The organism is Natroniella acetigena (genome assembly GCF_023227745.1).
Taxonomy (GTDB): domain Bacteria; phylum Bacillota; class Halanaerobiia; order Halobacteroidales; family Halobacteroidaceae; genus Natroniella; species Natroniella acetigena.
In genome coordinates this window covers 1-25,869 of record NZ_JALKBX010000017.1, presented here as the reverse complement: position 1 = coordinate 25,869, position 25,869 = coordinate 1, and the positions used below count along the sequence as shown (strand labels likewise).

At 33.3% G+C, this 25,869-nt stretch carries 24 protein-coding genes and 1 pseudogene; 7 read left to right on the top strand and 18 right to left on the bottom strand.

The genetic code is table 11. The features are described from left to right. Nucleotides 1-34 precede the first annotated feature (34 nt). Together MWH25_RS05760 and pta are read right to left on the bottom strand one after the other, a co-directional pair. Nucleotides 35-1,228, bottom strand: coding sequence for an acetate/propionate family kinase (locus MWH25_RS05760; protein ID WP_282706898.1), 1,194 nt, complete (start codon nucleotides 1,226-1,228; stop codon nucleotides 35-37). A 62-nt stretch (nucleotides 1,229-1,290) separates the two neighbouring features. Continuing rightward, on the bottom strand, nucleotides 1,291-2,289 hold the full coding sequence (gene pta / locus MWH25_RS05755) for a phosphate acetyltransferase (protein ID WP_248626689.1): 999 nt from the start codon (nucleotides 2,287-2,289) through the stop codon (nucleotides 1,291-1,293). Nucleotides 2,290-2,559: 270 nt separating this feature from the next. On the opposite strand from pta, the gene MWH25_RS05750 reads away from it, so the two are divergent. Beyond that, nucleotides 2,560-3,849, top strand: a complete 1,290-nt coding sequence (locus MWH25_RS05750; RefSeq protein ID WP_248626688.1) for a nucleotidyltransferase — start codon at nucleotides 2,560-2,562, stop codon at nucleotides 3,847-3,849. Here MWH25_RS05750 and MWH25_RS05745 read toward each other — a convergent pair. The 6 genes from MWH25_RS05745 to MWH25_RS05720 all read right to left on the bottom strand — a co-directional run bounded on the left by MWH25_RS05745 (nucleotide 3,846) and on the right by MWH25_RS05720 (nucleotide 9,386). Beyond that, the gene (locus MWH25_RS05745; RefSeq protein WP_248626686.1) at nucleotides 3,846-4,859 is read right to left on the bottom strand and encodes a YlbL family protein; all 1,014 of its coding nucleotides are present in this window, start codon (nucleotides 4,857-4,859) and stop codon (nucleotides 3,846-3,848) included. The genes MWH25_RS05750 and MWH25_RS05745 overlap by 4 nt on opposite strands. Then, a complete protein-coding gene (locus MWH25_RS05740; protein ID WP_248626685.1) occupies nucleotides 4,831-5,637 on the bottom strand; it encodes a patatin-like phospholipase family protein in 807 nt (268 codons plus the stop codon). Before MWH25_RS05740 ends, MWH25_RS05745 begins: the two co-directional genes overlap by 29 nt. 396 nt (nucleotides 5,638-6,033) lie before the next feature. Beyond that, the gene (locus tag MWH25_RS05735) at nucleotides 6,034-6,198 is read right to left on the bottom strand and encodes a DUF362 domain-containing protein (RefSeq protein ID WP_248626684.1); all 165 of its coding nucleotides are present in this window, start codon (nucleotides 6,196-6,198) and stop codon (nucleotides 6,034-6,036) included. Nucleotides 6,199-6,474: 276 nt separating this feature from the next. Continuing rightward, entirely contained in the window at nucleotides 6,475-7,128 is a 654-nt protein-coding gene (locus tag MWH25_RS05730; RefSeq protein ID WP_248626683.1) for a hypothetical protein, read from the bottom strand. 39 nt (nucleotides 7,129-7,167) lie between these two features. After that, nucleotides 7,168-7,683, bottom strand: a complete 516-nt coding sequence (locus MWH25_RS05725; protein WP_248626682.1) for a chromate transporter — start codon at nucleotides 7,681-7,683, stop codon at nucleotides 7,168-7,170. 308 nt (nucleotides 7,684-7,991) lie between these two features. After that, entirely contained in the window at nucleotides 7,992-9,386 is a 1,395-nt protein-coding gene (locus MWH25_RS05720; RefSeq protein ID WP_248626681.1) for a CCA tRNA nucleotidyltransferase, read from the bottom strand. A 712-nt stretch (nucleotides 9,387-10,098) separates the two neighbouring features. On the opposite strand from MWH25_RS05720, the gene folD reads away from it, so the two are divergent. Beyond that, nucleotides 10,099-10,962: a bifunctional methylenetetrahydrofolate dehydrogenase/methenyltetrahydrofolate cyclohydrolase FolD gene (gene folD, locus MWH25_RS05715; protein WP_248626680.1), complete on the top strand. Its 864-nt coding sequence runs from the start codon at nucleotides 10,099-10,101 to the stop codon at nucleotides 10,960-10,962. 307 nt (nucleotides 10,963-11,269) lie between these two features. On the opposite strand, the gene MWH25_RS12900 is transcribed toward folD, so the two are convergent. The 7 genes from MWH25_RS12900 to nuoE all read right to left on the bottom strand — a co-directional run bounded on the left by MWH25_RS12900 (nucleotide 11,270) and on the right by nuoE (nucleotide 17,575). Continuing rightward, nucleotides 11,270-11,620 (bottom strand): aminotransferase class V-fold PLP-dependent enzyme, encoded by a 351-nt coding sequence (locus MWH25_RS12900; protein ID WP_282706897.1) that lies wholly within the window; start codon nucleotides 11,618-11,620, stop codon nucleotides 11,270-11,272. Between the two features lie 7 nt (nucleotides 11,621-11,627). Further along, nucleotides 11,628-12,053, bottom strand: coding sequence for an aminotransferase class V-fold PLP-dependent enzyme (locus tag MWH25_RS12895; protein WP_282706896.1), 426 nt, complete (start codon nucleotides 12,051-12,053; stop codon nucleotides 11,628-11,630). 267 nt (nucleotides 12,054-12,320) lie between these two features. Next, nucleotides 12,321-12,623, bottom strand: coding sequence for an ArsR/SmtB family transcription factor (locus MWH25_RS05705; RefSeq protein WP_248626678.1), 303 nt, complete (start codon nucleotides 12,621-12,623; stop codon nucleotides 12,321-12,323). Nucleotides 12,624-12,824: 201 nt separating this feature from the next. Beyond that, entirely contained in the window at nucleotides 12,825-14,537 is a 1,713-nt protein-coding gene (locus MWH25_RS05700; RefSeq protein WP_248626677.1) for an NADH-dependent [FeFe] hydrogenase, group A6, read from the bottom strand. Between the two features lie 22 nt (nucleotides 14,538-14,559). After that, nucleotides 14,560-16,359, bottom strand: coding sequence for an NADH-quinone oxidoreductase subunit NuoF (nuoF, locus tag MWH25_RS05695; protein ID WP_248626676.1), 1,800 nt, complete (start codon nucleotides 16,357-16,359; stop codon nucleotides 14,560-14,562). 294 nt (nucleotides 16,360-16,653) lie between these two features. Continuing rightward, nucleotides 16,654-17,010 (bottom strand): (2Fe-2S) ferredoxin domain-containing protein, encoded by a 357-nt coding sequence (locus MWH25_RS05690; protein ID WP_248626675.1) that lies wholly within the window; start codon nucleotides 17,008-17,010, stop codon nucleotides 16,654-16,656. Between the two features lie 70 nt (nucleotides 17,011-17,080). After that, nucleotides 17,081-17,575, bottom strand: a complete 495-nt coding sequence (gene nuoE / locus MWH25_RS05685; protein WP_248626674.1) for an NADH-quinone oxidoreductase subunit NuoE — start codon at nucleotides 17,573-17,575, stop codon at nucleotides 17,081-17,083. Nucleotides 17,576-18,353: 778 nt separating this feature from the next. Here nuoE and MWH25_RS05680 point away from each other — a divergent pair. Together MWH25_RS05680 and MWH25_RS05675 are read left to right on the top strand one after the other, a co-directional pair. Further along, nucleotides 18,354-18,854: an ECF transporter S component gene (locus MWH25_RS05680; RefSeq protein ID WP_248626673.1), complete on the top strand. Its 501-nt coding sequence runs from the start codon at nucleotides 18,354-18,356 to the stop codon at nucleotides 18,852-18,854. Nucleotides 18,855-20,061: 1,207 nt separating this feature from the next. Further along, entirely contained in the window at nucleotides 20,062-21,246 is a 1,185-nt protein-coding gene (locus MWH25_RS05675) for a cation:proton antiporter (protein ID WP_248626672.1), read from the top strand. 129 nt (nucleotides 21,247-21,375) lie between these two features. Here MWH25_RS05675 and MWH25_RS05670 read toward each other — a convergent pair whose 3' ends face one another. Further along, nucleotides 21,376-21,570 carry a YwbE family protein gene (locus tag MWH25_RS05670; RefSeq protein WP_248626671.1) on the bottom strand — a complete coding sequence of 65 codons (195 nt, stop codon included), beginning with the start codon at nucleotides 21,568-21,570 and terminating at the stop codon, nucleotides 21,376-21,378. Between the two features lie 776 nt (nucleotides 21,571-22,346). Here MWH25_RS05670 and MWH25_RS05665 point away from each other — a divergent pair. The 3 genes and pseudogenes from MWH25_RS05665 to MWH25_RS13120 all read left to right on the top strand — a co-directional run bounded on the left by MWH25_RS05665 (nucleotide 22,347) and on the right by MWH25_RS13120 (nucleotide 23,587). Further along, the gene (locus MWH25_RS05665) at nucleotides 22,347-22,661 is read left to right on the top strand and encodes a hypothetical protein (protein ID WP_248626670.1); all 315 of its coding nucleotides are present in this window, start codon (nucleotides 22,347-22,349) and stop codon (nucleotides 22,659-22,661) included. After that, nucleotides 22,547-23,041: pseudogene (locus tag MWH25_RS13125) on the top strand (transposase); the annotation flags it as partial. The gene MWH25_RS05665 and the pseudogene MWH25_RS13125, both read left to right, overlap by 115 nt. Before the next feature lie 207 nt (nucleotides 23,042-23,248). Beyond that, nucleotides 23,249-23,587 (top strand): DDE-type integrase/transposase/recombinase, encoded by a 339-nt coding sequence (locus MWH25_RS13120; RefSeq protein ID WP_428832797.1) that lies wholly within the window; start codon nucleotides 23,249-23,251, stop codon nucleotides 23,585-23,587. Between the two features lie 185 nt (nucleotides 23,588-23,772). On the opposite strand, the gene MWH25_RS05655 is transcribed toward MWH25_RS13120, so the two are convergent. Continuing rightward, nucleotides 23,773-24,528: an ABC transporter permease gene (locus tag MWH25_RS05655; protein WP_248626666.1), complete on the bottom strand. Its 756-nt coding sequence runs from the start codon at nucleotides 24,526-24,528 to the stop codon at nucleotides 23,773-23,775. Next, nucleotides 24,525-25,451: an ATP-binding cassette domain-containing protein gene (locus MWH25_RS05650; protein ID WP_248626664.1), complete on the bottom strand. Its 927-nt coding sequence runs from the start codon at nucleotides 25,449-25,451 to the stop codon at nucleotides 24,525-24,527. Before MWH25_RS05650 ends, MWH25_RS05655 begins: the two co-directional genes overlap by 4 nt. Nucleotides 25,452-25,869: the final 418 nt, after the last annotated feature.

Genomic DNA, 25,869 nt, shown 5'->3' with positions numbered 1-25,869 from the left:
AGAAACTAAGTCCTTGTCAAGAAGTTTTATAAAATTAGCCTACTAATTTTTCAGTGTCTTGGGCTATAACTAGCTCTTCATTTGTTGGAATTACAAACACCTTAACTTCTGAATCATCAGCACTTATTTCTGCAATCTCTCCTCTTACATCATTCTTTTCTTTATCAATCTTAACTCCTAAATAATCTAGCTCTTCACAGACTGCTTCTCTAAGTCCAATTGCATTCTCTCCAATTCCTGCTGTAAAGACAATTGCATCTACTCCATTCATTGTAGCTGCATAGGAACCAATATACTTCTTAACCCGATAATTAAAGGCTTTCAGTGCTAACTCTGCTCTTTCGTTTCCATTATTAGCAGCTTCTCCAATATCTCTCATATCACTACTAACTCCAGATAGACCTAATAAACCACTCTCCTTATTCATTAGACTATCAACCTCTTCTGGTGATAAGTCCTCCTTTTCCATAATAAATGGAACCGCTGCTGGATCTATATCCCCACATCTTGTTCCCATTATTAAACCTTCTAAAGGAGTAAGACCCATACTTGTATCGTGAGATTTTCCATCATTTACAGCAGTCACACTAGCACCGTTTCCTAAGTGGCAAGTAATTACCTTTAAATCTTCTAGATCCTCTCCCAATTCCTCTGCAACAGACTCTGCAACGAACTTATGTGATGTTCCATGGAATCCATAACGACGAATTCCATACTTTTCATAAAGCTCATAAGGCAAAGCATACATATACGCCTCTTCAGGCATTGTTTGATGGAAAGCCGTATCAAAAACAGCAACTTGTGATGCATGAGGCATTAACTTTTCACAAACCTCAATTCCCATTAAATTAGGTGGATTATGCAAAGGAGCTAAGCTAGCCCACCTTTCAATCTCATCCTTAACATCATCGTCAATTACTACTGATTCAGAAAAGGAATCTCCTCCCTGAACTACTCGATGACCTACTGCAGCTATTTCTTTTACTTCAGTAATAACACCATTCTCGTCATCAGATAATGAATCAATTACTAACTCCATTCCTACAGAGTGATTCTCAATTTCAGTCTCTATTTCAATTACTTCACCTTCATTTGTTTCCTGCTCTAAGCAAGAACCATCAATCCCAATTCTTTCTACTAGACCTTTCGCTAATACTTCCTCATTTTCCATATTGAATAACTGATACTTGATTGAAGAACTTCCACTATTAATTACTAAGATTTTCATAATTTAATCCTCCCTATTTTTAGTGAAGTTTATTTTTTATTTACAATTATAAATTTAATTATTTAACAGTTTTGTGCTTGAACAGCAGTAATTGATGTTACATTTACAATATCCTCTACACTACAACCTCGTGATAAGTCATTTACTGGCTTAGCAATCCCTTGTAATACAGGGCCAATTGCTTCCGCTTGTGCCAATCTTTGAACCAGTTTATAAGCAATATTTCCTGCTTGTAAATCTGGGAAAACTAAGACATTTGCTTCCCCTGCAAGATCACTTTCAGGCCATTTCTTTTGAGCAACTGCTTGTACAATAGCAGTATCTGCCTGCATTTCACCATCAATTTGCAGCTCAGGATTAATCTCCTTAGCCATCTTGGTAGCCTCCTTAACCTTATCGACCAATTCATGTTGAGCACTACCATTAGTAGAGAATGATAGCATTCCTACTTTAGGATCAATTTTAGCCAAGTCAGCAGCAGTTTTAGCAGATGAAACTGCAATTTCAGCTAATTGCTCAGTTGTTGGATCAGGATTAACAGCACAATCAGCAAAGACAAATAAACCATCCTCACCGAAATCATCATCAGGAACAATCATAATAAAGGAACCAGAGATTACTGAAATACCTTCAGCAGTACCAATTACCCTAATAGCTGCTCTTAATACATTACCAGTACTATTTTCAGCACCTGCTACCTTCCCATCTGCATCCCCATTTTCAACCATTAATGAGCCAAAGTATAAAGGATCAGTTACCTGCTCTTTAGCTTCTTCTAAACTAATTCCTTTATGCTCTCTTAACTCATAATAAGTTTGAGCATACTCTTCAATCTTTTCTGACTGTGAAGGATCGATAATCTCCGCTCCAGATAAGTCAACATCATTGTCTGCAGCAACCTGCTTAATTACATCCTCCTCTCCAAGCAAAATAACTTCTGCAATTTCTTCTTCTAGAATAATAGGAGTAGCTTTAACCATTCTAGAATCCGTGCCCTCCGGAAGAACAATTCGCTTCTTTTCACTTCTAGCTTGCTGATAAATCTCCTCAATAAATTCCATTTGTCCCCCTCCTTATTATTTATCTACAATGCAGTAAATAGGTTATATTCTTATAAATAAAATTATTCATTGCATTCATCTTTTAAACTACTAGATGTTATAAGTAATATCCTTGTTAATAACCCAAAAAGTTCAAAGTTTAAATAATCATAATATTTTATATATTCATAATATTCAAAATTATATTATAATTTTGAATATTAATAAAATAACAAGCTATTGATATTTAATCTCTAGAGCTCTATAATATAAGTTCAAGGAGGGATATTATTGAAAACACTCGGCATTATTACTGAATATAATCCGTTTCATCATGGACACAAAATTCATCTTAATAAATCATTAATAAAAAGTAACGCAGATAGAACAATTTGCATTATGAGTGGTGCCTTCTTACAGCGAGGAACACCTGCTATCGTTAACCAATGGGTTCGCACAAAAATGGCCCTCCAAGCGGGGGTTGATTTGGTAATTCAACTACCTATTGCATATACTACTCGCAGTGCTCAATACTTTGCTCATGGAGCAGTCAAACTACTAACCGCAACAAATATTGTAGATTATCTCTGTTTTGGAAGCGAAATAGGAGAGATTACTCCCCTAAAATTCATTGGCAGGTTATTAGCAGATCAACCTAAACAGCTTGACCAATTAATCAAACAAGAGTTAGCAACAGGAGTTTCTTATCCATTAGCCCGTAGTAAAGCTTTAATCAAACTCCTACAATCTAACTTTAATTCAATTGATATTTCAGTAGCTAAACTAAAGTCTATTCTAACCAATGCCAATAACATTTTAGGCTTAGAATATATTAGAGCTTTAAATAACTTAAATAGCTCAATTATTCCCTTAACTATCAAACGAGAGGGAAGTAATTATCATTCATCTAAATTAGAAAAAATAGCTAGTGCATCGGCAATCAGACAGAAGATTAAGGAAAATCATAACTCCCAGCAATCCCTACTAGATACTAAACTAAAAAAGACAATGCCTGATTCAACCTTTAAACTTTTAGAAACGGCATTTAAAGAGGGGGTTGGCCCTATTTTTTACGAAAATTTCACTTTGCAAATCTTAACTTTATTAAGAAGAACTACTCATCACCATTTAAGAAATTATGAAGGGGTAACCGGAGGGTTAGAGAATAGATTTAAAGATGCTGCTACAAAGGCAACATCTCTGTCAGAGTTAATAGAATTGATTAAAACTAAACGTTTTACCCAAACCAGAATCCAACGTATTTTAACTCAATTATTATTAGGTTTAAACCAAAAACAATTAAACAAATTTGAATTAGCAGGAGGACCACAATACTTTAGAATATTAGGTTTTAATCAACAAGGTAGAAAATTACTTAAGTTATTAAAAGAAAGGGCTGAGTTGCCAATCATCACTAAGTTATCAAATCACTTCCGTTCTAATCAGCAACCTAAAGATATCAGACAAAAGATGCTCTTATCTGATATTAAAGCTAATAATATCTATTCACTGACTTATCCTAAATTAACAGCCCGCCAAGGGGGAGTTGATTTTTATCGCCAACCAGTCATTTTAACCTAAATTCCCTCTAAATATGAAATAATTTGATCTATATCTTCAACAATAACAATTTCAATCCCCTCTTTTTCTACCCTCTCTACTTCTTCCTGATTTCCTACTGGTACAAAAAAGATGTCTGCTCCTTCTTCTTTAGCAGCTGCTATCTTTTGTTGTACTCCATCGATCTTTCCTATTTTACCATCCAAACTAATTGTTCCAGTCCCAGCTATCTGTACATTTTTAGTTAAGTCCTCTTCAGTCAATCGATTATAAATTTCTAAAGTAAACATACTTCCAGCTGATGGTCCACCAATCTGACCTGCTTCAATATTAACCTCAATTGGTAGCTCATATTCTCGTTGATAAGGACTGATTAAGACACCGATTGATGGTTGAGTTGAACCTTCTTCAAGAACTCTAGTCTCAATTACAAAATCCTTTTCCTCTCCATTACGCTTAACTGTTACTTTTACATCAGCACCTACTTCTCGTGCTTGAACCTTATTAATCACTTCTGTCAATAATTCAACTGGTTGATCATCAATCGCTATAATAATATCATCAGTCTGTAATTTATTATAAGCATCACTTTCCTCTAAAACCTTGACTATACGAGCACCTTCACCAGTAATCTTAGTCTCATACCCGGCTTTTTCTAAAGCTACTGCTTTGGCTTTCATCTGACTTTCTTGCATCATCTCTTGCATTAGTTCAAAGTATTCATCCATATCTACTCCAGGTGGCAAAAAATTCCTGGATCTCAACTCTACCAAATCAGGATTAAATAATCGCACATGAATAGATTCTATCAAACTGGCCCTTTTCATCGAAACAGATGTTAACATTATATCACCTTGCACCGGATGAGTAGTTGCCCCTTCTTCTATCTCAATCATTGGGGCTAATCTCTCTGCCTTGCCAGGAGAAACAAGATAATAATTACTGGGCCAAAAAAATAAAATAGCTATCAAAAGACCAATAACTATTAAACTTAATAATCGTTTATTCTTGATTAATCCTTTCTTCTTCATCCATAGTCCACTCCTCAATTAAATTTTTAACCTTTGGGATTGCTTCTTTAGCTGCCTGATAACCTAAATCAATACACTCTCGAGCTTGATCTAGGTCAGTAGCTTTAATATGACCTACCGGCGGTCTAATTAATAAATCCGCACCATGATTTTTATGCTTAGTAATCTCTTGTTGCATAATATCAATTGAATTCATAATTACATCAAAAATAGTACTGACTTCAGATTTATAATTTACTTTATGGCTTACATCTACTCCAATTACAATATCTGCTCCCAATCCCCTAACAGGAGATACTGGAACCCGATTAAGAACTGCTCCATCTACCAGCTTTTTCCCATCTAATTGATAAGGCACATAAACCCCTGGGATAGACATGCTGGCCCTAATTCCATCAGCTACCAAGCCACTATCAATTATAACCTCTTCACCACGTTCAACATCTACAGCTACCGTTACAAAAGGCAGCTCTAATTGATTAAAGGTCTTTTTTTTGGTTAATAACTCAAAAAACTCTTTAGCCTTATTACCAGCTATCAAACCCCTTCTTGGTACTGTTAAATCAGTCAAGTGATCCCACGTCAAATGTTTTGCTAATCGTTCTAACATATGTAAATCCAATCCAGTAGCATAAAAACCACCTACAACACTTCCAATACTTGTTCCAGCTAAATAATCAATCGCAACTCCTTCTTCTTCAAAAACCTTCAAAACACCCAAATGGGCCAACCCTCTCGCTGAACCCGCTCCTAAAGCCAATCCAATACTAGGTCTCATAAATTAATTGCCTCCTTATTTACGGCAATCCTCACCTCCTGTTTCAATTGACAATTAAATTCAAAATACTGAAAACATTAATATTTAAAAACTAGAAAATAACCATCCCTTTAAAGTTAATTCTAATTCCAACCTTAAAAATATACAATACCTTTATTATGATATTCAACAATCATAATAATTATCCTCTCTTAGAAACATCAAATCCTAGAATTGATATACAGCTTAACTTCAATTGATAATTGATAGTTTAAAATTGATAGATAAAAACCTTTGAATTTATGGACTTGATCTTCAACTCTCAATTATCAACTATAAACTGAAGCTTTATTGTATCATTAATATAAAAAAGAGTCCTAGGTAACCTCCTAGAACTCTTTCTGATTAGCAACAATATTACTCTTCTTCAATAGCTTCTACTGGACAGCTATCTACACACACTCCACAATCAACACATTCATCGGAGACTTCATACTTGTCATCTCCTTCAGCGATAGCCTCTACTGGACATTCATCTACACATACTCCACAAGCAACACATTCATCAGTAATTGTATACATGTTTTCACCTCCACTTCAGCTATAGGTTTATTTAATTTGTTGAACCCTTTAGTATTATAAATTTAGCCTTATGTAACCAAAATAGAGTAATAATTAAAAGTAACTTTCAACAATCCTCTAATATAGAATAGCATAGGTTATTTAATTTGTCAATAGTAGATTATCTACTACCTTATTAAATGTTTTCTCATTGACAAGTTAAATTACTGAAACAGCAAAAAACAAAATAACTTTCTCTAAAAGTGATAAAAAAATAACCTTATTATAGTTATCCTTTTATTTCTCTCTAAATATATTAACCTTTTGCTGCCCATTTCTAATTAAATCAACCCGCTCTAAACGATAAATTTCAGTAATATTTCTCTCCCTAGCTAAATCAAGTTCAGATTCTTGACTGAGATTATTAATTTCATCTTTATCTGCTTCTTGCTCATCCAATTCAAATTGAAATTCAATCGTATATTCACCCAATAGATCACTATAAGTCCCAGAGCGACTTACCTCTTGTGAAACAGCAATATTGCCACCAGAGCCACCAGCAAGCAAATTTCTAGCTGGAGAAGAGTTGACCCTTTTATAACGTCTAATATTTTTAATTTGTAATACTAATTGCTCAGATAGTTCCTCTGGTAACGGAAAGAATAAAGTAGTACTATAAACTCCCGATTGATCGATCGTTCCATCTAAGGCAGTGCTAGATAGCCTCTTAATTGGTCTTAACTGATTTTCTGCTGCATCAGTTAGTACTGCATTTTGACTAGCAGATAACCTATAATAGTTATTAGCACTCAATTGAACATCTAATTCTATATCAACAGCAACTTGTCCATCTTCTCTAGTTATTTCTCCATCTTTAATCTGAATTTGATCAGAATTACAACCTACTAAAAAAATAACCATTAATACAAATAAACCAATCCACTTTTTCATCCTAATCCCTCTTTCAATCTTTAGTTTTAACTCTTCACCTTAAAAAATCATCAACCCTGCAACTCCCCCTCCAACCACAGCTAAAATAGGATGTAAGCCTAAAGAGATGCTGATTACAACACTGACCGTAATCACAACACTCTTAACGTCTACAAACGTTGAACGACCTAAATTAATAATTACAGTAATAATCAGACCTATCACTGCTGGTCTTAATCCTTTGAAAATCTTATCTATTAGCTGATTATCCTTAAAATCTAAATATAATTTAGTCACTATTATCAAAGCAGTCATCGGAGGAATAATCAAACCTAAAGTAGCTATTATAGCCCCTGCAACTCCACCGATTTTAGTTCCTACAAAAGTTGCTAGATTGACCATGATTGGTCCGGGAGTAACTTCTGCCAAAGCAACTGCATCCGTAAACTCCTCAATGCTTAACCAACTATTTACTTCTACAACTTCTACTTCAGCCAATGCTAACATTGCATATCCGCTACCAAAAGTAAAGACGCCTATCTTCATAAAGGTGATGAATAGTTCAAAAAATATCATTTTATTTTCCTATCCTCTCTAAAAAATTTCAATTCTAACGCTTAATTGATATAAAGTGGCAAAGTGCCACTTTATATCAGTGTACAGTTTACGGTTTACAGTTGACAGTTAAAACCCCAAATTCAAAATCACTCTAAACTTCTAAATATAAAGCTTTTAGGGTGCTTAAGTTCTTAAGGTCTTGATCTTATAACTGTACACTGTACACTGTCAACTGTAAACTATATTGTGGCACGAAAGTGCCACAATATTATAATTACTTCTAGCTTTAAATTAAATCCCCTGCAATCATCAATCTTGATTTACAATTAATCAAAATTGGCAACTTCCTTCTTTAAATATTCAATTGCTTCTTCTTTAGTCTCAACCTTCCCAATAGCTTGAGCCTCCCTTACCTGCTCAAGTAATTCTCCAACTTGAGGACCTTCTGTTATCGAAAAAACATCTATAATCTCATCCCCAGTTACCAATCTAGTCTTTGTTCGCTCTTCACTCTGCTCAAACTCTTTAATTAATTGTTGCAAAAACCTGATACAACCTTCAATCTCTTCTGTCTTATTGTTTAATTCTTTAGTACTGATCAAGTCAGCAGCAGCTACTAAGCAGATATCAGAAACAAACTCTCCTCCCGCTCTAAAGAAGCGATACTTCCCTTTAGCAGTTAAATTTTGTGCGTAATATAAAGACATAGGTCGCATATGATATCTAACCAAAGTCCTGATATAAGAGGTCTCTCCTTTACTAAATCGTAGCTCAGATAAAATCGGTTCAAGACGTTTGGCCCCTACTCGTTGATGATCGTAAAAATGAACCTCCCCATCAATTATTTCCTCAGTCCAAATCTTTCCTAAATCATGAAATAACAGGGCCAACTTAAGTAAAGAAACTCTTTTCTGCTCAATTCTAGCCGACCAAAATTCTTCTCTTAATAGCTCTTCTAGCCTCTGCAAAGCATAAGTTGAATGGGTCCAAACATCTTCTTGATGATACTTACATTGACCAATCTCCTTCAATCTTTCAATTTCAGGAATTAATAGTGATAACAAAGAAAACTCCTCTTCTAATTCGATTAGATGTTGGGCTGCCCTATTAGAAGCTAACAGCTTAATCAATTCTTCTCTAATCCGCTCTTTGGCTACTTTTTTAACCTCTTTAGCTTCAACCTCTCTCATTAATTCTTTAGTCTGCTGCTCTAAGTCAAAACTAAGTCTAGCTGCAAATCTAACCGCCCTAAATAATCGAATAGGATCTGAGCAAAAAGTATTGTCCTGAGCTGCCTTAATACTCTGCTGCTTAAGATCATCTATACCTGATAATGGATCAATCAAGTATTCTGTTAAATCAGCTTGCTTTAATAAGGCAGCTAAAAGATCAGCAGTTAGCTTAATTGCTAATGCATTAATTGTAAAATCACGCCGCTTTAAATCAGCTTCAATCGTAGCACCAGCTAATAAAGCAAAATCATAAATTAATTCTTCTTTGACGACTCGATAGATATCATGTTTTTGATCTAAAATTACAAAGCTACCATCAATTTTAGCTGCAAACTCCTTGGCCACTTGCTCCACTTGGCCCTTAATTGCTAGATCAACATCCTTAATCTTTCGCTCTAATAAATAATCACGGACTACTCCTCCTACTAAAAATCCTTCTAAGTTATTTTCTGCTAATATTTTCACCAATCTGTCAAGCTCTTTAATCATAACTGATTTCCTTTCTAATTTTATTAAGCTCTAAAAGGCTGTATAAACTCCAAAATAAACGCTTCTCCCGGCTTCAGAGATAGAGATTCCCATAATTGAAAAAAGAATTGTAAATTTCTCCTCACCATAAGTACTTGCTAAATACTAAAGGAAGTTCGCTCCATATAAGTATTAGTATCCAGCAGAAAAATAATTATGGTTATATGTTACTTCTAACATCGATGGCAATTCTCCTGCTTTAGCCTTAGGAGCTATAGCTACATCATAGTAAGCAGAATTTAACTTCCTCTCATAGAGACTAGCTTGAGATTCGCCATAGACAGCAATTCTTTCTATTAACCATAATGGAGCATAAAGATTGAGCGAAAATAAATTTCTAAATATAGAAGTAGTCAGATTACTTGCCCCAGAAGTATTGGCTATCTGAGCAATATGTACTAATTCATAAACATTTACTAAGCGATACCAATTTTCATAGTCAGCTAACCCTAAACGACTAGAGGGATTATCCCTAAATCCCCTAGTACTATTTTGGCCTTAATATCATCTTGATTTCCAGTCAAAGACCGAAGTAAAAAGTTCAGCTTTCAAACCAAAAGTTAGCAAATAGTCAAGTATTTTTAAAATTATAAAGGACTTTTAATCTCTTTCGTGAATACATTTATAGTAGTGAGCTTTTTAAATTATAATAATTTTAAACGGAGGGGTTTAAATGACTAACAAAGAAACATTGATCTTAGACGGAAGTGCTAAATCTAAAGAGATTCAAGAAGAAATTAAAACAGAAGTTAAAAAGCTAAAAGAAGAGGACGGAGTTGTTCCAGGACTATCTATCATCTTTGTCGGTGATAACCCAGCTTCAGCATCTTATATTAAATTACAGCAAAGAATCTGCTCAAAGGTGGGAATTAATTCAGAAGTCGTTGATTTACCAGAAGATATCAGTCAAGAAGATTTATTAGCAGAATTAGATAAGGTAAATAATGATGACTCAGTTAATGGTATCTTAATTCAGTTACCTTTACCAGATCATATCGATGATGAGAAAGTAATCAGATCAATCAATCCTGATAAAGACTTAGATGCATTCCATCCTTATAATATCGGAGAATTAGTAATTGATGGTGATGCTTATGTTCCATGTACTCCAGAAGGAGTTATGGCATTACTTGATAAATATGAGATTGATGTCAAGGGTAAAGATGTAACAGTTGTTGGACATAGCAATATTGTTGGTAAGCCGATGGCTCTTTTATTATTAAATCGTAATGCTACTGTTTCTGTCTGCCATATCGATACTAAAGATACTGCTAGTTACACTAAGAAATCAGATATTGTAGTTGTAGCGGCTGGAGTACCAAATCTAATCACAGCAGATATGGTTAAAGAGGGAGCAATTGTGATTGATGTTGGAATCAATGAAGTGGACGGAAAGATTGTTGGCGATGTCGACTTTGAAAATGTAAAAGAAAAAGCATCAGCAATCACTCCTGTTCCTGGTGGAGCTGGCCCGATGACTATCGCTATGTTATTGAAGGATACAGTTAGATCTTGCAAAAATATGTTAGATAAATAACAAAACATTACTAATAAACCTCCCTTCAAAGGGAGGTTTTGTTCTTTACCTACTTAAATTAAATACAATCCTCGTGGTTGCTCTTGCTTTTGGGGTACCCATAAAGGGCAACCCTACGACAAAATCAGGGTTCTGTGTAGGGGCGACTCTCCGTGGTCGCCCGTGGTTTAACATGGGCAGGCACAGGGATCTGTCCCTACAAGAAAAACGATATTTTATGTAAGGGTACGACGCGTCGTACCCTTACATAATTTTTTACTGATTCCTTGTTCCAAATTCCTGATTCCTGTGGCACAAAAGTGCCACATTACCCGGCAATTCCTACTGTATTTTGAGTACCTACTTCAAAACGCTCAGGTAAATAATCAGGTTGATGTTCTAAAACTGAATCTCTACCTGTTCCCCCTTCTTTTAAAGGACTGAGTTTGAGATCAGGAGCAATATAAAGTCCTCCAGTCCCAGTAGGCCCTAGTAATCCTTTATGTCCAGTAAAGCCTAATAAATCAATATTCAATTCCTCTACATCTATAGGATAGACCCCTGCTGTCTGAGCAGTGTCAACTAAAAAAGGAATTTGATGGTTTTGGCAGATCATTCCTATCTTCTTTAACAGCATAATACTTCCGGTCACATTAGAAGCATGGGTTAAAGCAACCAACTTTGTATCAGATCGTTATAGCCTCTTCAAGATCTTTAGCCGACAAGGGCTTTCCTTCTGGACAAGAAATAACTGTTAAATCAATATCCCTTTTTTCTTCTAACGCTTTCAAAGGACGCCACATTGCATTATGTTCCATTTGGCTGGTAATTATGTGATCTCCTTCTTCTATTAAACCCTTTAAAGCTAAATTTAATGCTTCTGTAACATTAGAGGTAAAGATAATTTGCTTTGCCTGCTCAATGTTAAAGAGTTGGCCTAATAAACTCCGGGTCATTTCAACTATTTTTTCTGCTTCTTCAGCCCGATTATAACTTCCACGACCCGGACTCACTCCCGCATCACGCAAATAATTATTCATTGCCTGATAAACACTCTCAGGCTTGGGATAAGAAGTAGCTGCATTATCTAAATAAATAATATCGCCTCCCAATTTAAGATTACTTATTATTAGCTAACTGTACACTAATAATTTTTACTCTTCCCTGCTGAGCCAATCTAGTAACAAAGAAATTTACACTTTACTCATTAATCTGTAATTCCTCAGCAATTTGAGCTGGTTTAATCTCTTCTTCAGCCTCAATAATCTCAACTATTTCTTCTTCTATAGCTCCAAGCCAATCTTCAAATAATGTCCTTATCTCTGCAGTTGCATAACTAGCGATTTCTATCGCTTTACTAGTAGACTTAGTTATTAAAACTAATCTTCTAGCTCAAAATAATCCAAATGCTCTGCTAATATCATAATATGTTCAATTAAATCCGGATTAACCAACGAATAATAAACAAATGTACCTTCCCGTTGACTTTCTATGATATTTGCCTCACGTAAAACTTTTAAATGAAATGATACTAAAGGTTGAGACAGTTCGGTTTCTGCTATAATTTCAGATACAGATTTAGCCCCTTGCTCAATTGATAACAGAATCTTTAAGCGGTTCTTTTCCCCTGTTTTTTTTAAAAATTCAGCTAATACCTCTACAAAATTAGTGTTGATTTCCATTTATATAAGCACTCCATTAACTTAGTATATTAATATTCATCTATATAAATATTTACTTATATTATAACTTAATTAGTAGCTTTTTTCAAGTACTTTAAATATTTTTATTAAAAAATTTAAAAATCCAACTAAAAGCCACCACTTCAAAGGCAGCTCTTAGTTGGATTTTTTTAGTCAAAAATAATACTAGCTAGTAACTTTTTAGTTTCTATCTCTAGGTTGATAGTCAGTATGGAGTAAATGATGAGAATATCCACTCAACGGTTCACCTAAATAATCATTATATAATTTCTTAACTTCTGGATTCTCATGTGACTTACGAATAGCCTCACTTTTATCAATGCTCTTTAAACCTTCAGCCCGCTTGCACTTAATTTCAGTACTAGTAGGAAGTGGTTGACCTCCTCCCCCAACACAACCCATCGGACAAGCCATAATCTCAATAAAATCATATTCACTCTTGCCAGCACGAACACCTTCTAGAATTTCAGTAGCATTGGCTAATCCATTGGCAATAGCTACTTTAATATTCCGATCACCAATTTTAACTGTTTCCTCATTAATTCCTTCAAAACCTAAATCAAGTCTATCCAAAGGCTCGCCAGTAATTTTTTCTTTGACAGTCCTCAATGCCGCCTCTGTAACTCCACCAGTAGCACCAAAAATAGTAGCAGCACCAGTAGAAGTACCAAGCATTTGATCATATTCTTCTTCTTCCAGAGAAACAAAATCAACTCCCATTTCTTTAATCATTCTTGCCAACTCACGAGTAGTTAATACTCCATCTGTCGACTGTACTCTATTTTCTTTCAATTCTTCCCGCTCCATCTCAAACTTCTTGGCAGTACAAGGCATAACTGCAACAGTATATATATCTTCAGGATCAAGCCCCATCTTCTCTGCATAGTAACTTTTAGTAATTGAAGAAAACATCGACATTGGGGATTTAGCAGTTGACAAGTTATCCAATAAATCATGATAATTATGCTCACAAAACTTAACCCACCCTGGACAACAGGAAGTAATATGGGGTAACTCTTTGTCACCTTTAAGCTTTTTAATAAATTCATTACCCTCTTCCATAATTGTTAAATCAGCAGCAAAATCAGTCGAAAAGACTTTATCAAAACCTAATCTTCTCAATGCAGCTGCTAATTTCCCAGTAGCTACCGTTCCAGGCTCCAGCCCAAACTCTTCTCCAATAGCAGATTGGATAGAAGGAGCAGTCTGTACAATAACATGCTTGCTTTCATCTTCTATTGCCTGCCAAACCTTTTCTCGATATCTCAATTCAGTAATTGCTCCTGTGGGACAAACAGTAGCACATTGACCACAATTAGCACAATTAACTTCAGCATGTGAATGATCAAAAGCTGTCGTTATAACAGATTGAAAACCTCGATCAGTAAAATCAAGTGCAAAAACCCCTTGTATCTCTTCACAAACTCTTACACAACGTCCACAGAGGATACACTTGTTAGGTTCTTTTTTCAAAGCAGGCCCTGTATCATCAACTGGATAATCCTTCATTTCTCCTGCAAATCTAATCTCCGTAATTCCTAAATCAAAAGCAATATCTTGTAATTCACAAGTTCCATTTCTATCACATCCTAAGCAATCATTAGGATGATTAGCTAATAACAACTCCACATTAATTCTTCTAGCACTTCTTACCTTAGCAGTATGGGTTAAAATCTTCATCCCATCAGTAACAGGAGTTACACACGAAGCTAATAAATCTCCAGTTTCTTCATTCTCCACTACACAAACACGACAAGAACCATGCAAAGTTAAATCTGGATGATAACACAATGTTGGAATTTCAATTCCCAATTTAGAAGCTGCTTCTAGCAAGGTAGCCTCTTGCTCAACTTCAACTTGCTGACCATCTATTATTATACTAACAGTCCCCATTATTTTTTCACTCCTCCTTCATCTATTCTTGTACAATTGCATCTACTGGACAGTCATCTACACAAGTTCCACAGGCAATACATAAGTCCAGAGCTATCTCATGAACTTCCCCTTTTTCACCAGTAACTGCATCAACTGGGCAAGTATCAATACAGGTCGTGCAACCAATACAATCTTGATTAATTATATAATCCCCTAATAAATTCTGACAAATCCCCCCTGGGCAAGTCTGTTCATAAATATGAGCTTTATATTCATCCTCAAAGTATTCTAGAGTACTCAATACAGGATTTGGTGCTGTCTGACCTAAGCCACATAAAGAAGTATCTTTAATATTTTGACTTAACTCTTTTAATAATTCAATATCCCCTTCTTCACCTTCCCCAAAAGTAATTCGTTCTAGTATCTCTAACATCCGCTTAGTTCCTTCTCGGCATGGGGTACACTTTCCACAGGATTCACTCTGGGTAAAGTCCAAGAAGAAGCGAGCTACATCAACCATACAAATATCTTCATCCATAACTACTAATCCACCAGAACCCATCATTACTCCTGCATCAATCAAGGAGTCATAATCAACTGGTAAATCTAACTTATCTTTTGGCAGACAACCGCCTGATGGCCCACCGATTTGAACAGCCTTAAACTCTTTTCCATCACTGATTCCACCAGCAACGTCATAAATAATTTCCCGCATAGTAATTCCCATTGGAACTTCAGCTAAACCAGTATTATTAATATTACCAGTCAAAGCAAATACTTTAGTTCCTGCACTTCCTTCTGTTCCGATTGAACTGAAGTCTTCAGCACCATTAAGCATAATATAAGGAATATTAGCATAAGTCTCCACGTTATTGATATTTGAAGGTTGGCCCCATAACCCCTTTTGAGCTGGGTACGGCGGTCTAGGATTAGGCATTCCTCTTTTACCTTCAATTGAAGCCATTAAAGCTGTTTCTTCACCACAGACAAAAGCACCCGCACCTTCTTTAATCTGTAATTTGAAATCAAAACTACTACTAAAGATATCTTCTCCTAATAATCCATACTCCTCAGCCTGGTCAATAGCCTTCTGTAGACGCTCAATAGCCAAAGGATACTCCGCCCGTACATAGATATATCCTTCATCTGCTCCAATCGCATAGCCGCCAATAATCATTCCCTCAATAATTCTATGGGGATCTCCTTCTAATAAACTTCGATCCATAAAAGCCCCTGGATCACCCTCATCTGCATTACAGATAATATACTTCTTATCACTCTCTGCATCATGTGCAAATTGCCACTTTAAACCCGTAGGGAATCCACCCCCGCCACGACCTCTTAAACCAGCATCCTTTACTTCTTCTATCACTTCTTGGGAAGTCATTTCAGTTAAGACTCTGCCCAATGCTTCATAGCCATCATTGGCAATATAATCATCAATCTCTTCCGGGTCAATATAGCCGCAATTTGCTAGAGCAATTCGCTGCTGCTTACTATAAAAATCAAGCTCTTTATACGAGGAAATGCTTTCTTCAGTCAATGGCTCTTGATACAATAATTCATCTATAATTCTTCCATTTAAAATATGCTCTTTTACTATCACAGCCATATCGAATGGTTCCAGTTCACAATAACAAACCCCTTCTGGATAAGCAATTATAACCGGCCCCTTTTCACAGAAACCATGGCACCCAGTCTCAATCACTTTAACTTCATCAGCAAGATCATTATTAGCCAATTCTTCTTCCAAAGCACTTTTTATTTCTTCACATCCAGAAGAAACACAATCAGTTCCACAACAAATTAATAAATGTGATCTATAAGTTGATTCTTCCATTCTACCCCCCCTTAATTACTTAATAGTACTCTCAGCTAAATTAAAACCTGTTACTACAGTACTTCGCAGATAACTGAATTTCTCTGCACCCCGTCTAATTGACAATTGACAGTTGATATGGTTTCTATGGTTTTCACGAAGGGTCTTGATAAAGACCTGTAGGGACAATTGTCAATTAGATTCAAAATCATAAAACCACAAACAATTAAACCATCAATAGTTACAAAACATCCTCAGACTAAATATTCACTTTTCCAATATCTTCTTTCAACTGAGAAGACTCTTTAAGACTAATTAATCATTGAGTTTAGCAATAGCTAATTCATTTACAATATTACCATTTACAACATGGCCAACGATGATTTTACTTATATTATCAATACCAACATTCCCGTAAGTGATTCTACTCTTCCCTGGCAGCCTAACATCTACTAATGGCTCTTTTTCACACATCGCAATACAACCTGTCTGATTTACAGTTACATCCAACTCACGCTTATCAATCTCATTTAATATTTCCTTTAAAACCTTCCTTGCTCCAGCAGCAATTCCACAAGTTCCCATTCCAATAATAATTTCGGGTTTATCTCCATCGGCCTGTTGATCCTTAACCTCTTCTTTTAACTCACGTAATTCAGCTAATGATTCCACCTAATTCACCCCCATTTTTTTCATTTAGCCAACCGCAAACTTTAATATATTACTAACAAAAGAAACTTCTTTATTCATATTGAGTCAGAATTTCTGGTATATCCTTGGGCACCAATCGCCCATGTGTATTATCATTAATCATAATTACTGGTGCTAACCCACAAGCACCTATGCAAGCAACTGCTTCTAAAGTAAACTTTAAATCATCAGTTGTTTCACCATCATCAATTTCTAATTCTTCTTTGAGTTTATCTAAAATTTTATCTCCACCTTTAACATGGCAAGCAGTTCCCATACAAATCCTAATAACATTTTCACCTCGTGGTTCTAAATGGAATTGAGAATAAAAGGTTACCACTCCATAAACCTGCCCAAAAGAAAGATCTAAATTACTGGCAATCTCTTTTAGTACTTCTTCAGCTAAATAACCATATTCTTCTTGGCTCTCCTGTAAAATTGGAATTAAATCCTTTTCTTTCCCTTCATAACCATCTAAGATTGTCTGTAAAGGAGCCAAATACTCTTGTCTGCTTTTATCACTTTCATTACATGTACAACAATCCATTAACTTCCCCCCTTTAGCCTTTAAAATTCAAAAAATAATTTTATTATCTACCACCTAGTATCATTAAATAAAAAATAAAACTCATTCTAAAAATGAAAATATCTAATAATCATATTATTCTGAAATTTTTGATTTTTAAAAAATAGTTAAAAAGATAAAGCCTTTAATTAATGTTGTGAAAAATTTAGTTCATTGTAATTAACGATTATTGCAAAATAATTATAATGGGTTTTAAACTTTATTTTCATCTTCACTTTACATAAAAACTAGAAATACTCTATCTCTTAGATTTTCTAAATTAGTTACTCCATATAATTATGTATTTGTGGATTACTATTACAATTATAACAGAAATATCTTTTCTTTTCAAGTCTGATCATAACTTAATTTTCTCTAATGGGAATATTCTTTATATTTTGCCACCTTCGATCGTAAACTTTATCAGTGCTAGAACCACAGTTAGAACATTCCTACTCTTTCTTTTTAGATTCTGCTATAAAGACATATAATCATCTAGAATTAATAAATCAATAGCAATTATAACTGGTAAAAGAAATTAGATCTGGTAAATCAAGTAATTTTGTGATATTATAAAATTATATTTATTAGGTTCCTTTCTCTTTTTTTTAGGTTTGGTTACTTAAATAATTAGAGAAAAACCTAGCAAATACATTTTCATTTTTTAAAATTTACATATTTTTCTTCACAACATTAGTCAGAGACCCATATTAAATAAAGAAGAATCAAAAATACACATCTTTATGAAAGGAGCAAGAGTATGAGTAAAAATAACTCGAACTATACGAAATGGCTTGCTAGATCAGGTATCTTATTAGCTTTAACATTAGTAATTCAATTCATTGGTTTTCCACAATTTATAACTGGTCCGCTAATTAATATGATGCTATTTTTCTCTGCTTCATCACTAGGATGGATGACAGGAAGCTTAATTGGCGGTTTGACTCCCTGGATTGCTTTTATAAGAGGGATTTTACCTGCCCCGTTAGGGTCAATGATCCCTTTTATTATCGCAGGAAATATCACATTAGTAACAGTTTATTACTTCCTTAGGAAAAAGAATGGGTATTTTTCTATCGGATTAGCTGCAATTTCTAAATTCTTCGTTTTAGCCAGTGCAGTAAACTTCTTAATTGATGTGCCACCACCTGTAGCCAAGATGATGCAATTGCCTCAATTACTAACTGCACTTGCTGGAGGGCTATTGGCTTTGTTTTTAAGAAAAGCTGTAAATAAACTTGATCTTGATTTCAATCTTTAATTATGATCTTATCAATTTAGAGCGATTAAAGGCATAGAAAGAATCTGGGTATTACAAACTTTAGTTCATTTACTCTGTACTATTAGCTTAAATTAACCTATGAAATTTGGTAAAAGTATCTTAAAAGTTAGAATTCATAGTAAAATAGAATATGTTCAATGGATTTATGAAAGTACTCAATCTGATGCACCATTAAATACCATATTAGAAGTTATGATTGAAATTATAATCAAAAAAACATCTTAAAAGGCTTCTTAGTGAAAAGATCACGATAATGATTAGAAAATCTTTTGATGATAGAATAAATACTATTTTAATTATTCGACATAATATTCATGCGACTGATTCTCCTTTCTTTTCTTGATTCTTCTTACTAAAAGATATTATATCAAAAAGGAGATTGGTCGCATTTTTTATTTGATTTTATTGTAAAGTGATGAATATATATAAGTTATAGAAAATTATATTAAAAATTACTAAATTTATCATCTCCTTATGCTAATATTATACAATTAATTCTATATAATTTCAATAGTTTTTTTGTAATAAAATGATATTTATCAAAATATTTTTATTATTTTCCACTGCCATTACTTAGCTTATGTTTTTTTCATTTCTATTATTAATTGTATGCAAAATTTTATTAAAAATTCATTTTTATTTAAAATAGTTTAAAAAATTACAGATAAATAATTAGCTGGAGAATTTTACCCACTTCGCTCATTAGTTGAATTAATTTCGTGCTTTAATCTCTCATTCTAAGCTACTAATTCTTTCTTTTCTTCTTTTAATTCCTTCATTTGATGTTTCAATTTAAACTCCCTTAGACCTATACGCTTGATATAGCCTATAACTATATAGAAATTTTCATAATAAAATTAAACAAGTTGAAACAATCATGTTTAATTGTTATAATTAATTTAGGAAGTGTTAATAATGTCTGATTTAACTACTAAAAAAAGAATTACTACTACTCAGGTGAATAAGGATTTATTAAAAAAGTCAACACCATCTAATCTTACACAGGGCATTAGCAAGGGAAACCCTTGCTACAATAAATTCGCCACAATGGTTTGCGAGTGAACTTTAACTTCTATCACAGGAAACAAAATATAAAAGCTTGTCTTTTTACTATATTTTACATATAATGTGCAGTAATTATTATTATATATACATTATAATTAACTATTGCTTAGGAGGGGTTTTATTGTTATTCAGCATTTCACTAATTTTAATCATTGGTTTAATTTTAGGATTTATCTTTGAGAAGCTTAATTTACCACCTTTAATAGGTATGTTATTGACAGGGATATTATTGGGACCATCAGGCTTTTATCTATTAGATGATAGCTTATTAAATATATCTCAAGACATTAGGGAGATAGCACTGATTATTATTCTACTTAGAGCAGGGTTAGGGATTAGTAAGAATACCATAAAAAAGATTGGCAATACTGCTTTTAAATTAAGCTTTATCCCTGTATTATTTGAAGGAGCTACTATCACCTTTTTAGCGATCTATATTCTTGATTTCAACTGGATTGAAGCTGGAATGCTCGCCTTTATTATAGCAGCAGTATCTCCAGCAGTTGTTGTTCCTTCAATGTTAAAATTAAAGGAGCAAGACTATGGAAAAGAAAAAGAAATACCTACTTTAATTTTAGCCAGTGCTTCAATTGATGACGTCTTGGCTATTACAGTTTTTAGTATCTTTTTGGGTATCTATAGAAGTGGTGAAGCCTCCCTTATTGCCAATCTATCACAGATCCCCATTAAAATAATTGGTGGAATCTTATTAGGGATTATTCTAGGAATTATTTTAGTTAAATTGTTTGATCTTTATAATACGTTAAAAATACCTCACAAAACAATTATCTTAATTGGAGTTTCCATTTTAGCAAATGTATTGGGTAATTATTTAGGAGTAGCTAGCCTATTAGCAGTTATGACAATCGGTTATATTTTACTAGAAAAGAATGAAAGCTTAGCAGATGAATTTTCAAAAGTATTAAATAATTTATGGGTTCCTGCTGAAATATTCCTTTTTGTTTTGATCGGAGCTGCTGTGCAGATAGAAGTAGCTTACAATGCAGGTGCTATAGGAGCATTAATTATCTTCATTGGATTATCCGCTAGAATTATCGGAGTCTTACTAGCAACAACGAATAGTTATCTTAATTTTAAAGAAAGGTTCTTTTGTGGAATATCTTATTTACCGAAAGCCACAGTTCAAGCAGCAATAGGAGCTGTGCCACTGACAGAAGGTGTTCCTCAAGGAGAGTTGATTTTAGCTTTAGCAGTATTATCAATAATTTTAACTGCTCCATTGGGAGCCTTTGGAATAGAATATTCTGCTCCCAAATTATTAGTCACCGATGATACTCTTTCATAAAATCAGATTTTTGTATACAAAGCAGTCTCTTTAAAGAGAGTCCTAGCTATTAGCTAGGACTCTCTCATTATTCTTTCATTTAATTTTAACAAACTATAAATTAAAATATTAACATCATTTAGTCAAACCTTAAGACTTAATCTCTTTTACTCTGCCAACTACTCCACTTTTAAGGCGCACCTTAATCCCATGGGGATGAGTAGCAGAATTAGTCAAAATATCCTTAACAATACCATCAGTTAGTTTTCCTGAACGCTGATCTTGTTTTTGTACAACTGAAACATTAAGTCCAGGCTTTATATCTTTGCGACGTTTTCCATCCATTAACATCACCTCCGTTTACTAAATTAGTGCTCTCAGCTAAATTAAACCCTTACAGTATAACTCTTTATAAGAACACCTATTTACACTCACCCTCATTTTTTTGAAATGAGCATTAATTTTCAATTAACATTTATCTCTCAATCACCACAATAAAAGTATAACTGCTTTAAATTGAGATGATTTCATGTTTAAAACACAACGTTCTCATGAACAATTTTAAAGTTTTTTATCTAATTTAACTCTTGTTCGTGAAATACTTTTTCATACCTATGAGCCTAAAGGCAAAAAAACATTTGATCCAGTCTATCTTTTTCGTTCATATCTGTTAATGTGTCAATCTGGTAATAATAAAATCACTAACTAAATTGACACTCTCAATAGCAGACCTAAAAAGAAACCTAAGGAAAATCAAAAGTTGCCTCCTAAACACAAAGGTATCGTTAAAAAATTAATAAAACAAAACAGCTCTATGTTAATTAACCATAAAAAGTAAATGAGAAGCAATGAAAGGGACCCTCTTTTCTGTTAAAATAGTATCTACAACCAATACTATAAAAGAGGTGTCCCTTGTGAATAATAATAGCAGAATTATGAATATAATACAAGTTTTTTAACAGAAAAAGATGTAAAAGAATTTTCCTATTTAATTAGTTATCAATAAACGAGCAAATTTCAATCCATAAATTTACAATCGCAAAATAAAACAGGACATTCCCAGTATTCTGGTGTAGAATAAAGTTACCATAACAAAATTCTCGCCAGAAAGGATGTTGAAAATGCCTGATAACTTAATTCTACCAGATAAAGAATTAGTAAACAAGTTCTTTAATAAATATAATTTAGATTTTTACTATTTTAAACTAGCTTTAAAGCATATAAAAGAATTTCTATTAGCATCTCTTTCAAAAGAATTTTCTGCTAAAACAACAGATATTACAGAATATAGTGATAACCATCGAACTACTATTGACCACTTTTTATTATTCATGATGATACTATCTGTCAAAAGACTAAGCCTTCGTCACAGGCAAAATCACCTATTGAACAGGCAAGTTTTCATCGTTCTAATAAGCAAAAACAGAGTAAAATAGATGCTGTTATGGATATTGCAGAATCTATGCCTGTACCACCAAATAAATCCTATGCTTTGTTTGACTCGTTGTTATTTTAACTTGACCTAAAGATTCTTTTAAGCAAAAGAATTCACTTAAAGCTTTCTTAAGCACTGATGTTTCATTAGATACAGTAACAATTCTAGAATATTATAGTAAGCGCTGGCCTATTGAAATTCTCTTTCGAGATGGAAAATCAAGTTTTAGGATTGGATAAGTATCAGATTCGTTCTATCAAAGGCATAGAAAGAATTTGGGTACTACAATCTTTTACCCACTTATTTTGTACTATTGGTCTAGATAAACCTATGAAATTTGGTGAAGACCTAAGAAAAGCCCGAAATCAAAGTGAATCTCAAAAAGATGCTGAGCTTAGAGAAAAAGAAGTTGTTGAACTTGTAAAAGAATACTGTGCTAAATATTCTTTTGCAGGCTACAGAATGATAACAGATCGCTTAAGGTTTAGCGAGGGGTTGAAAGAAAGACTGTCCGTGAAAACCATAAAAACCATATCAATTATGGGAGATGGATATGGTTCAGATGTATATAGATGAGAGTGGTTTGATATTATCGATGTTTATACTAGAGAAATAGTAGGTCATCATGTAAGTCTTAGATGTCGTATTAAGGAAGCACTTAAAGCTTTAAAAGAAGCAATAAATTCATGCGATATTGATAACTTAATTTTAAGAAATGATAATGGTACACAGTTTAGAAGTAGAGAGTTTCAAAAATACATTACAGAGTTAGGTATTGATCATGAAAGAATTGCTGTTAATACTCCTGAAGAAAACTCTCATATTGAAAGCTTTCATGACACCTTAAAACGAGAAGAAGTCTATCAAAAGCACTATCATAATATTTTACATTGTAAAGGTCCTTTGATTTCGGTGTTTGTCAAGTAAGTTGTCGCATTTAATCAAAGGAGTTTTATTTTTTCAAGAACTTTTTATAAAAAACGATGCAACGCTAGTGAATAATGATAATATTTTTAATCTATTTGTATCCGCTATTGCTTTCAAATCTGAAACTATTTTCTCCAAATTATCCACCTCCATTCATTTCTGAGTCTTATTATTCATATTTTCTCTCATATTCTTTTTAATAAAGTTTTTCTATGGAAATAAACTGATAAGCTAAATAATATAATACTAAATATTGATAATATAGTAAAGTTTAACGTAACAGAAAAATAACTTTCTTGCATTAAAAGATAACGCATTAAATCTGTTACATAAGTTACCGGAGATAAAGGAGCAACTAACTTTGCCATACTTGAAAGTTGATTAATTGGAACAAATACACCACTTATAAATATAATTGGTAAGCGAATTAAATTAGAAAGCATCATCACATTAGATGGCTTATCAGTTGGTAAAGCAGAAAAAATCGTACCCAACGAAGCAAAGCAAAATGCAGAAATAAAAATCGCTAATAATAATAAAACCATACTTTTAATAGTAATTTCAAAAAATAACATACCTATTATCAAAATTAGAGAAGAGAATATGACACCAAAAATAAAACCTCCAACTATATCACCTAAAATTAAAACTGAAACAGAAATAGGAGCACAAAGAACCCTTTCTAGAGTTTTAGTTCTAGTTTCCCATGGAACTATAAAAGGACCAACGGATGAACCACCAAAAAAGAAAATAATCCCTAATAAACCTGGAAATAAATCGTCAATCGGCATTTGACGCCCTTGGTAAAAAGCTAAAAATAAAAAAGCTGGAAATAACAGCCCAAAAATCAAAACAGGTGGTTCAAAATAATAGATTTTCATATTCTTTTTAGCTATAGCAAAAATTTGTTTTAGCTTTAATTTAATTATTCTACTTCTCATGTTTTATCTCCTCCTGTTAATTTTATAAATACATCTTCTAAACTAGGATCTAAAGTGTTGATTGACCTAATTTTAGTTTTGTGATTTCGAGCTAAATTAGTTAATTTAAATATTAGTTCATCTGGAGTATCTGTATAAATTCTATATTTATCTCCTTCTTTTTTCACTTTATTAACCACATCCCAGTCTTTAAATTTAAAAGCAATATCTTTATCAAAGCTAACTCTAATAGATTGACTGCTTTTAATAGTTCGTTTTAAATTCTCAGGAGTATTAATGGCAGCAATTTTTCCTTTATTGATTATAGCAATCTTATTACAAAGACTATTTGCTTCATTAATATTATGAGTCGTTAAAAATATTGTCTTTCCCTTATCATTTAATTCTAAAATTATATTTTTTATTAATCTTCTACTCTCTACATCTAATCCACTAGTCGGTTCATCTAAAAATATAATTTCTGGATCATTAATTAATGCCATACAAATAATAACTCTTTGTTGCATTCCTTTAGAAAACTTTTTCACCTTATCATTCATTCTATCTTCTAAATTAAAAGTATTTAATAACTCCTCTGCTTTCTTTTCAACCTTACTTCCCAATAACCCATATAAATTAGCCATAAATAAAATATTTTCTAAAGCAGTAAGATCTAAATAAGCATTAGCTAGTTCTGGAACTACCCCAATTTTTTGCTTTGCTTGAAATGGATTATCTTTTAAATTATAACCAGCTAAATATATTTCTCCATTATCAGATGGGAAAACACCTGTTAACATTCTAACTGTAGTTGTCTTACCAGCTCCATTGGGACCTAAAAAACCAAAAATATCTCCTTTTTCTACTGAAAAACTTATATCATTAACAGCAATTAATTCTTCGTATTTTTTTGTCAAATTTTCTACCCTTATTATATTTTGCAAAATTATAACCTCCCTAACATAATAATTTAGGGTCTACTTTATAAAGCAGACCCTAAATGAATTTTTACTCTGACTTACAAGAATGATCTTTTTCTTCACCATGACACTTTTTTATCTGTTCAGGAGAACATTCACTCGGCTTACCTTTTAACCTTTCAGGATGCTCGCATTTAGACTCACACATTTAAAATCACCTCCCGATAATTTGATTAAGTAATTACTTAATCAAATTATAACACATTAAATTAATTTGTCAATTATTAAATTGATTGATAAAAAAATAATTCTATTTGAAATTAAAATTCTGACTTTTATACATAATATCCTAGCACTATTTCGCCTGTAGGGTCGAAGTCTGGTGCTCTAACTTAGGTTGATGTTTGTGTTCTCAGTTTGCTCACCCTTTCGTCTGTGAGTG

Coding starts and splice junctions, on each gene's coding strand:
- MWH25_RS05705 (WP_248626678.1), bottom strand. CDS start 12,623: ATGGAAATCAACACTAATTTTGTAGAGGTATTAGCTGAATTTTTAAAA.
- MWH25_RS05745 (WP_248626686.1), bottom strand. CDS start 4,859: ATGAAGAAGAAAGGATTAATCAAGAATAAACGATTATTAAGTTTAATA.
- MWH25_RS05760 (WP_282706898.1), bottom strand. CDS start 1,228: ATGAAAATCTTAGTAATTAATAGTGGAAGTTCTTCAATCAAGTATCAG.
- folD (WP_248626680.1), top strand. CDS start 10,099: ATGACTAACAAAGAAACATTGATCTTAGACGGAAGTGCTAAATCTAAA.
- MWH25_RS05680 (WP_248626673.1), top strand. CDS start 18,354: ATGAGTAAAAATAACTCGAACTATACGAAATGGCTTGCTAGATCAGGT.
- MWH25_RS05740 (WP_248626685.1), bottom strand. CDS start 5,637: ATGAGACCTAGTATTGGATTGGCTTTAGGAGCGGGTTCAGCGAGAGGG.
- MWH25_RS05730 (WP_248626683.1), bottom strand. CDS start 7,128: ATGAAAAAGTGGATTGGTTTATTTGTATTAATGGTTATTTTTTTAGTA.
- MWH25_RS05720 (WP_248626681.1), bottom strand. CDS start 9,386: ATGATTAAAGAGCTTGACAGATTGGTGAAAATATTAGCAGAAAATAAC.
- pta (WP_248626689.1), bottom strand. CDS start 2,289: ATGGAATTTATTGAGGAGATTTATCAGCAAGCTAGAAGTGAAAAGAAG.
- MWH25_RS05700 (WP_248626677.1), bottom strand. CDS start 14,537: ATGGGGACTGTTAGTATAATAATAGATGGTCAGCAAGTTGAAGTTGAG.
- MWH25_RS05665 (WP_248626670.1), top strand. CDS start 22,347: ATGCCTGATAACTTAATTCTACCAGATAAAGAATTAGTAAACAAGTTC.
- MWH25_RS05735 (WP_248626684.1), bottom strand. CDS start 6,198: ATGTATACAATTACTGATGAATGTGTTGCTTGTGGAGTATGTGTAGAT.
- MWH25_RS05655 (WP_248626666.1), bottom strand. CDS start 24,528: ATGAGAAGTAGAATAATTAAATTAAAGCTAAAACAAATTTTTGCTATA.
- nuoF (WP_248626676.1), bottom strand. CDS start 16,359: ATGGAAGAATCAACTTATAGATCACATTTATTAATTTGTTGTGGAACT.
- MWH25_RS05670 (WP_248626671.1), bottom strand. CDS start 21,570: ATGGATGGAAAACGTCGCAAAGATATAAAGCCTGGACTTAATGTTTCA.
- MWH25_RS05725 (WP_248626682.1), bottom strand. CDS start 7,683: ATGATATTTTTTGAACTATTCATCACCTTTATGAAGATAGGCGTCTTT.
- nuoE (WP_248626674.1), bottom strand. CDS start 17,575: ATGGATTGTTGTACATGTAATGAAAGTGATAAAAGCAGACAAGAGTAT.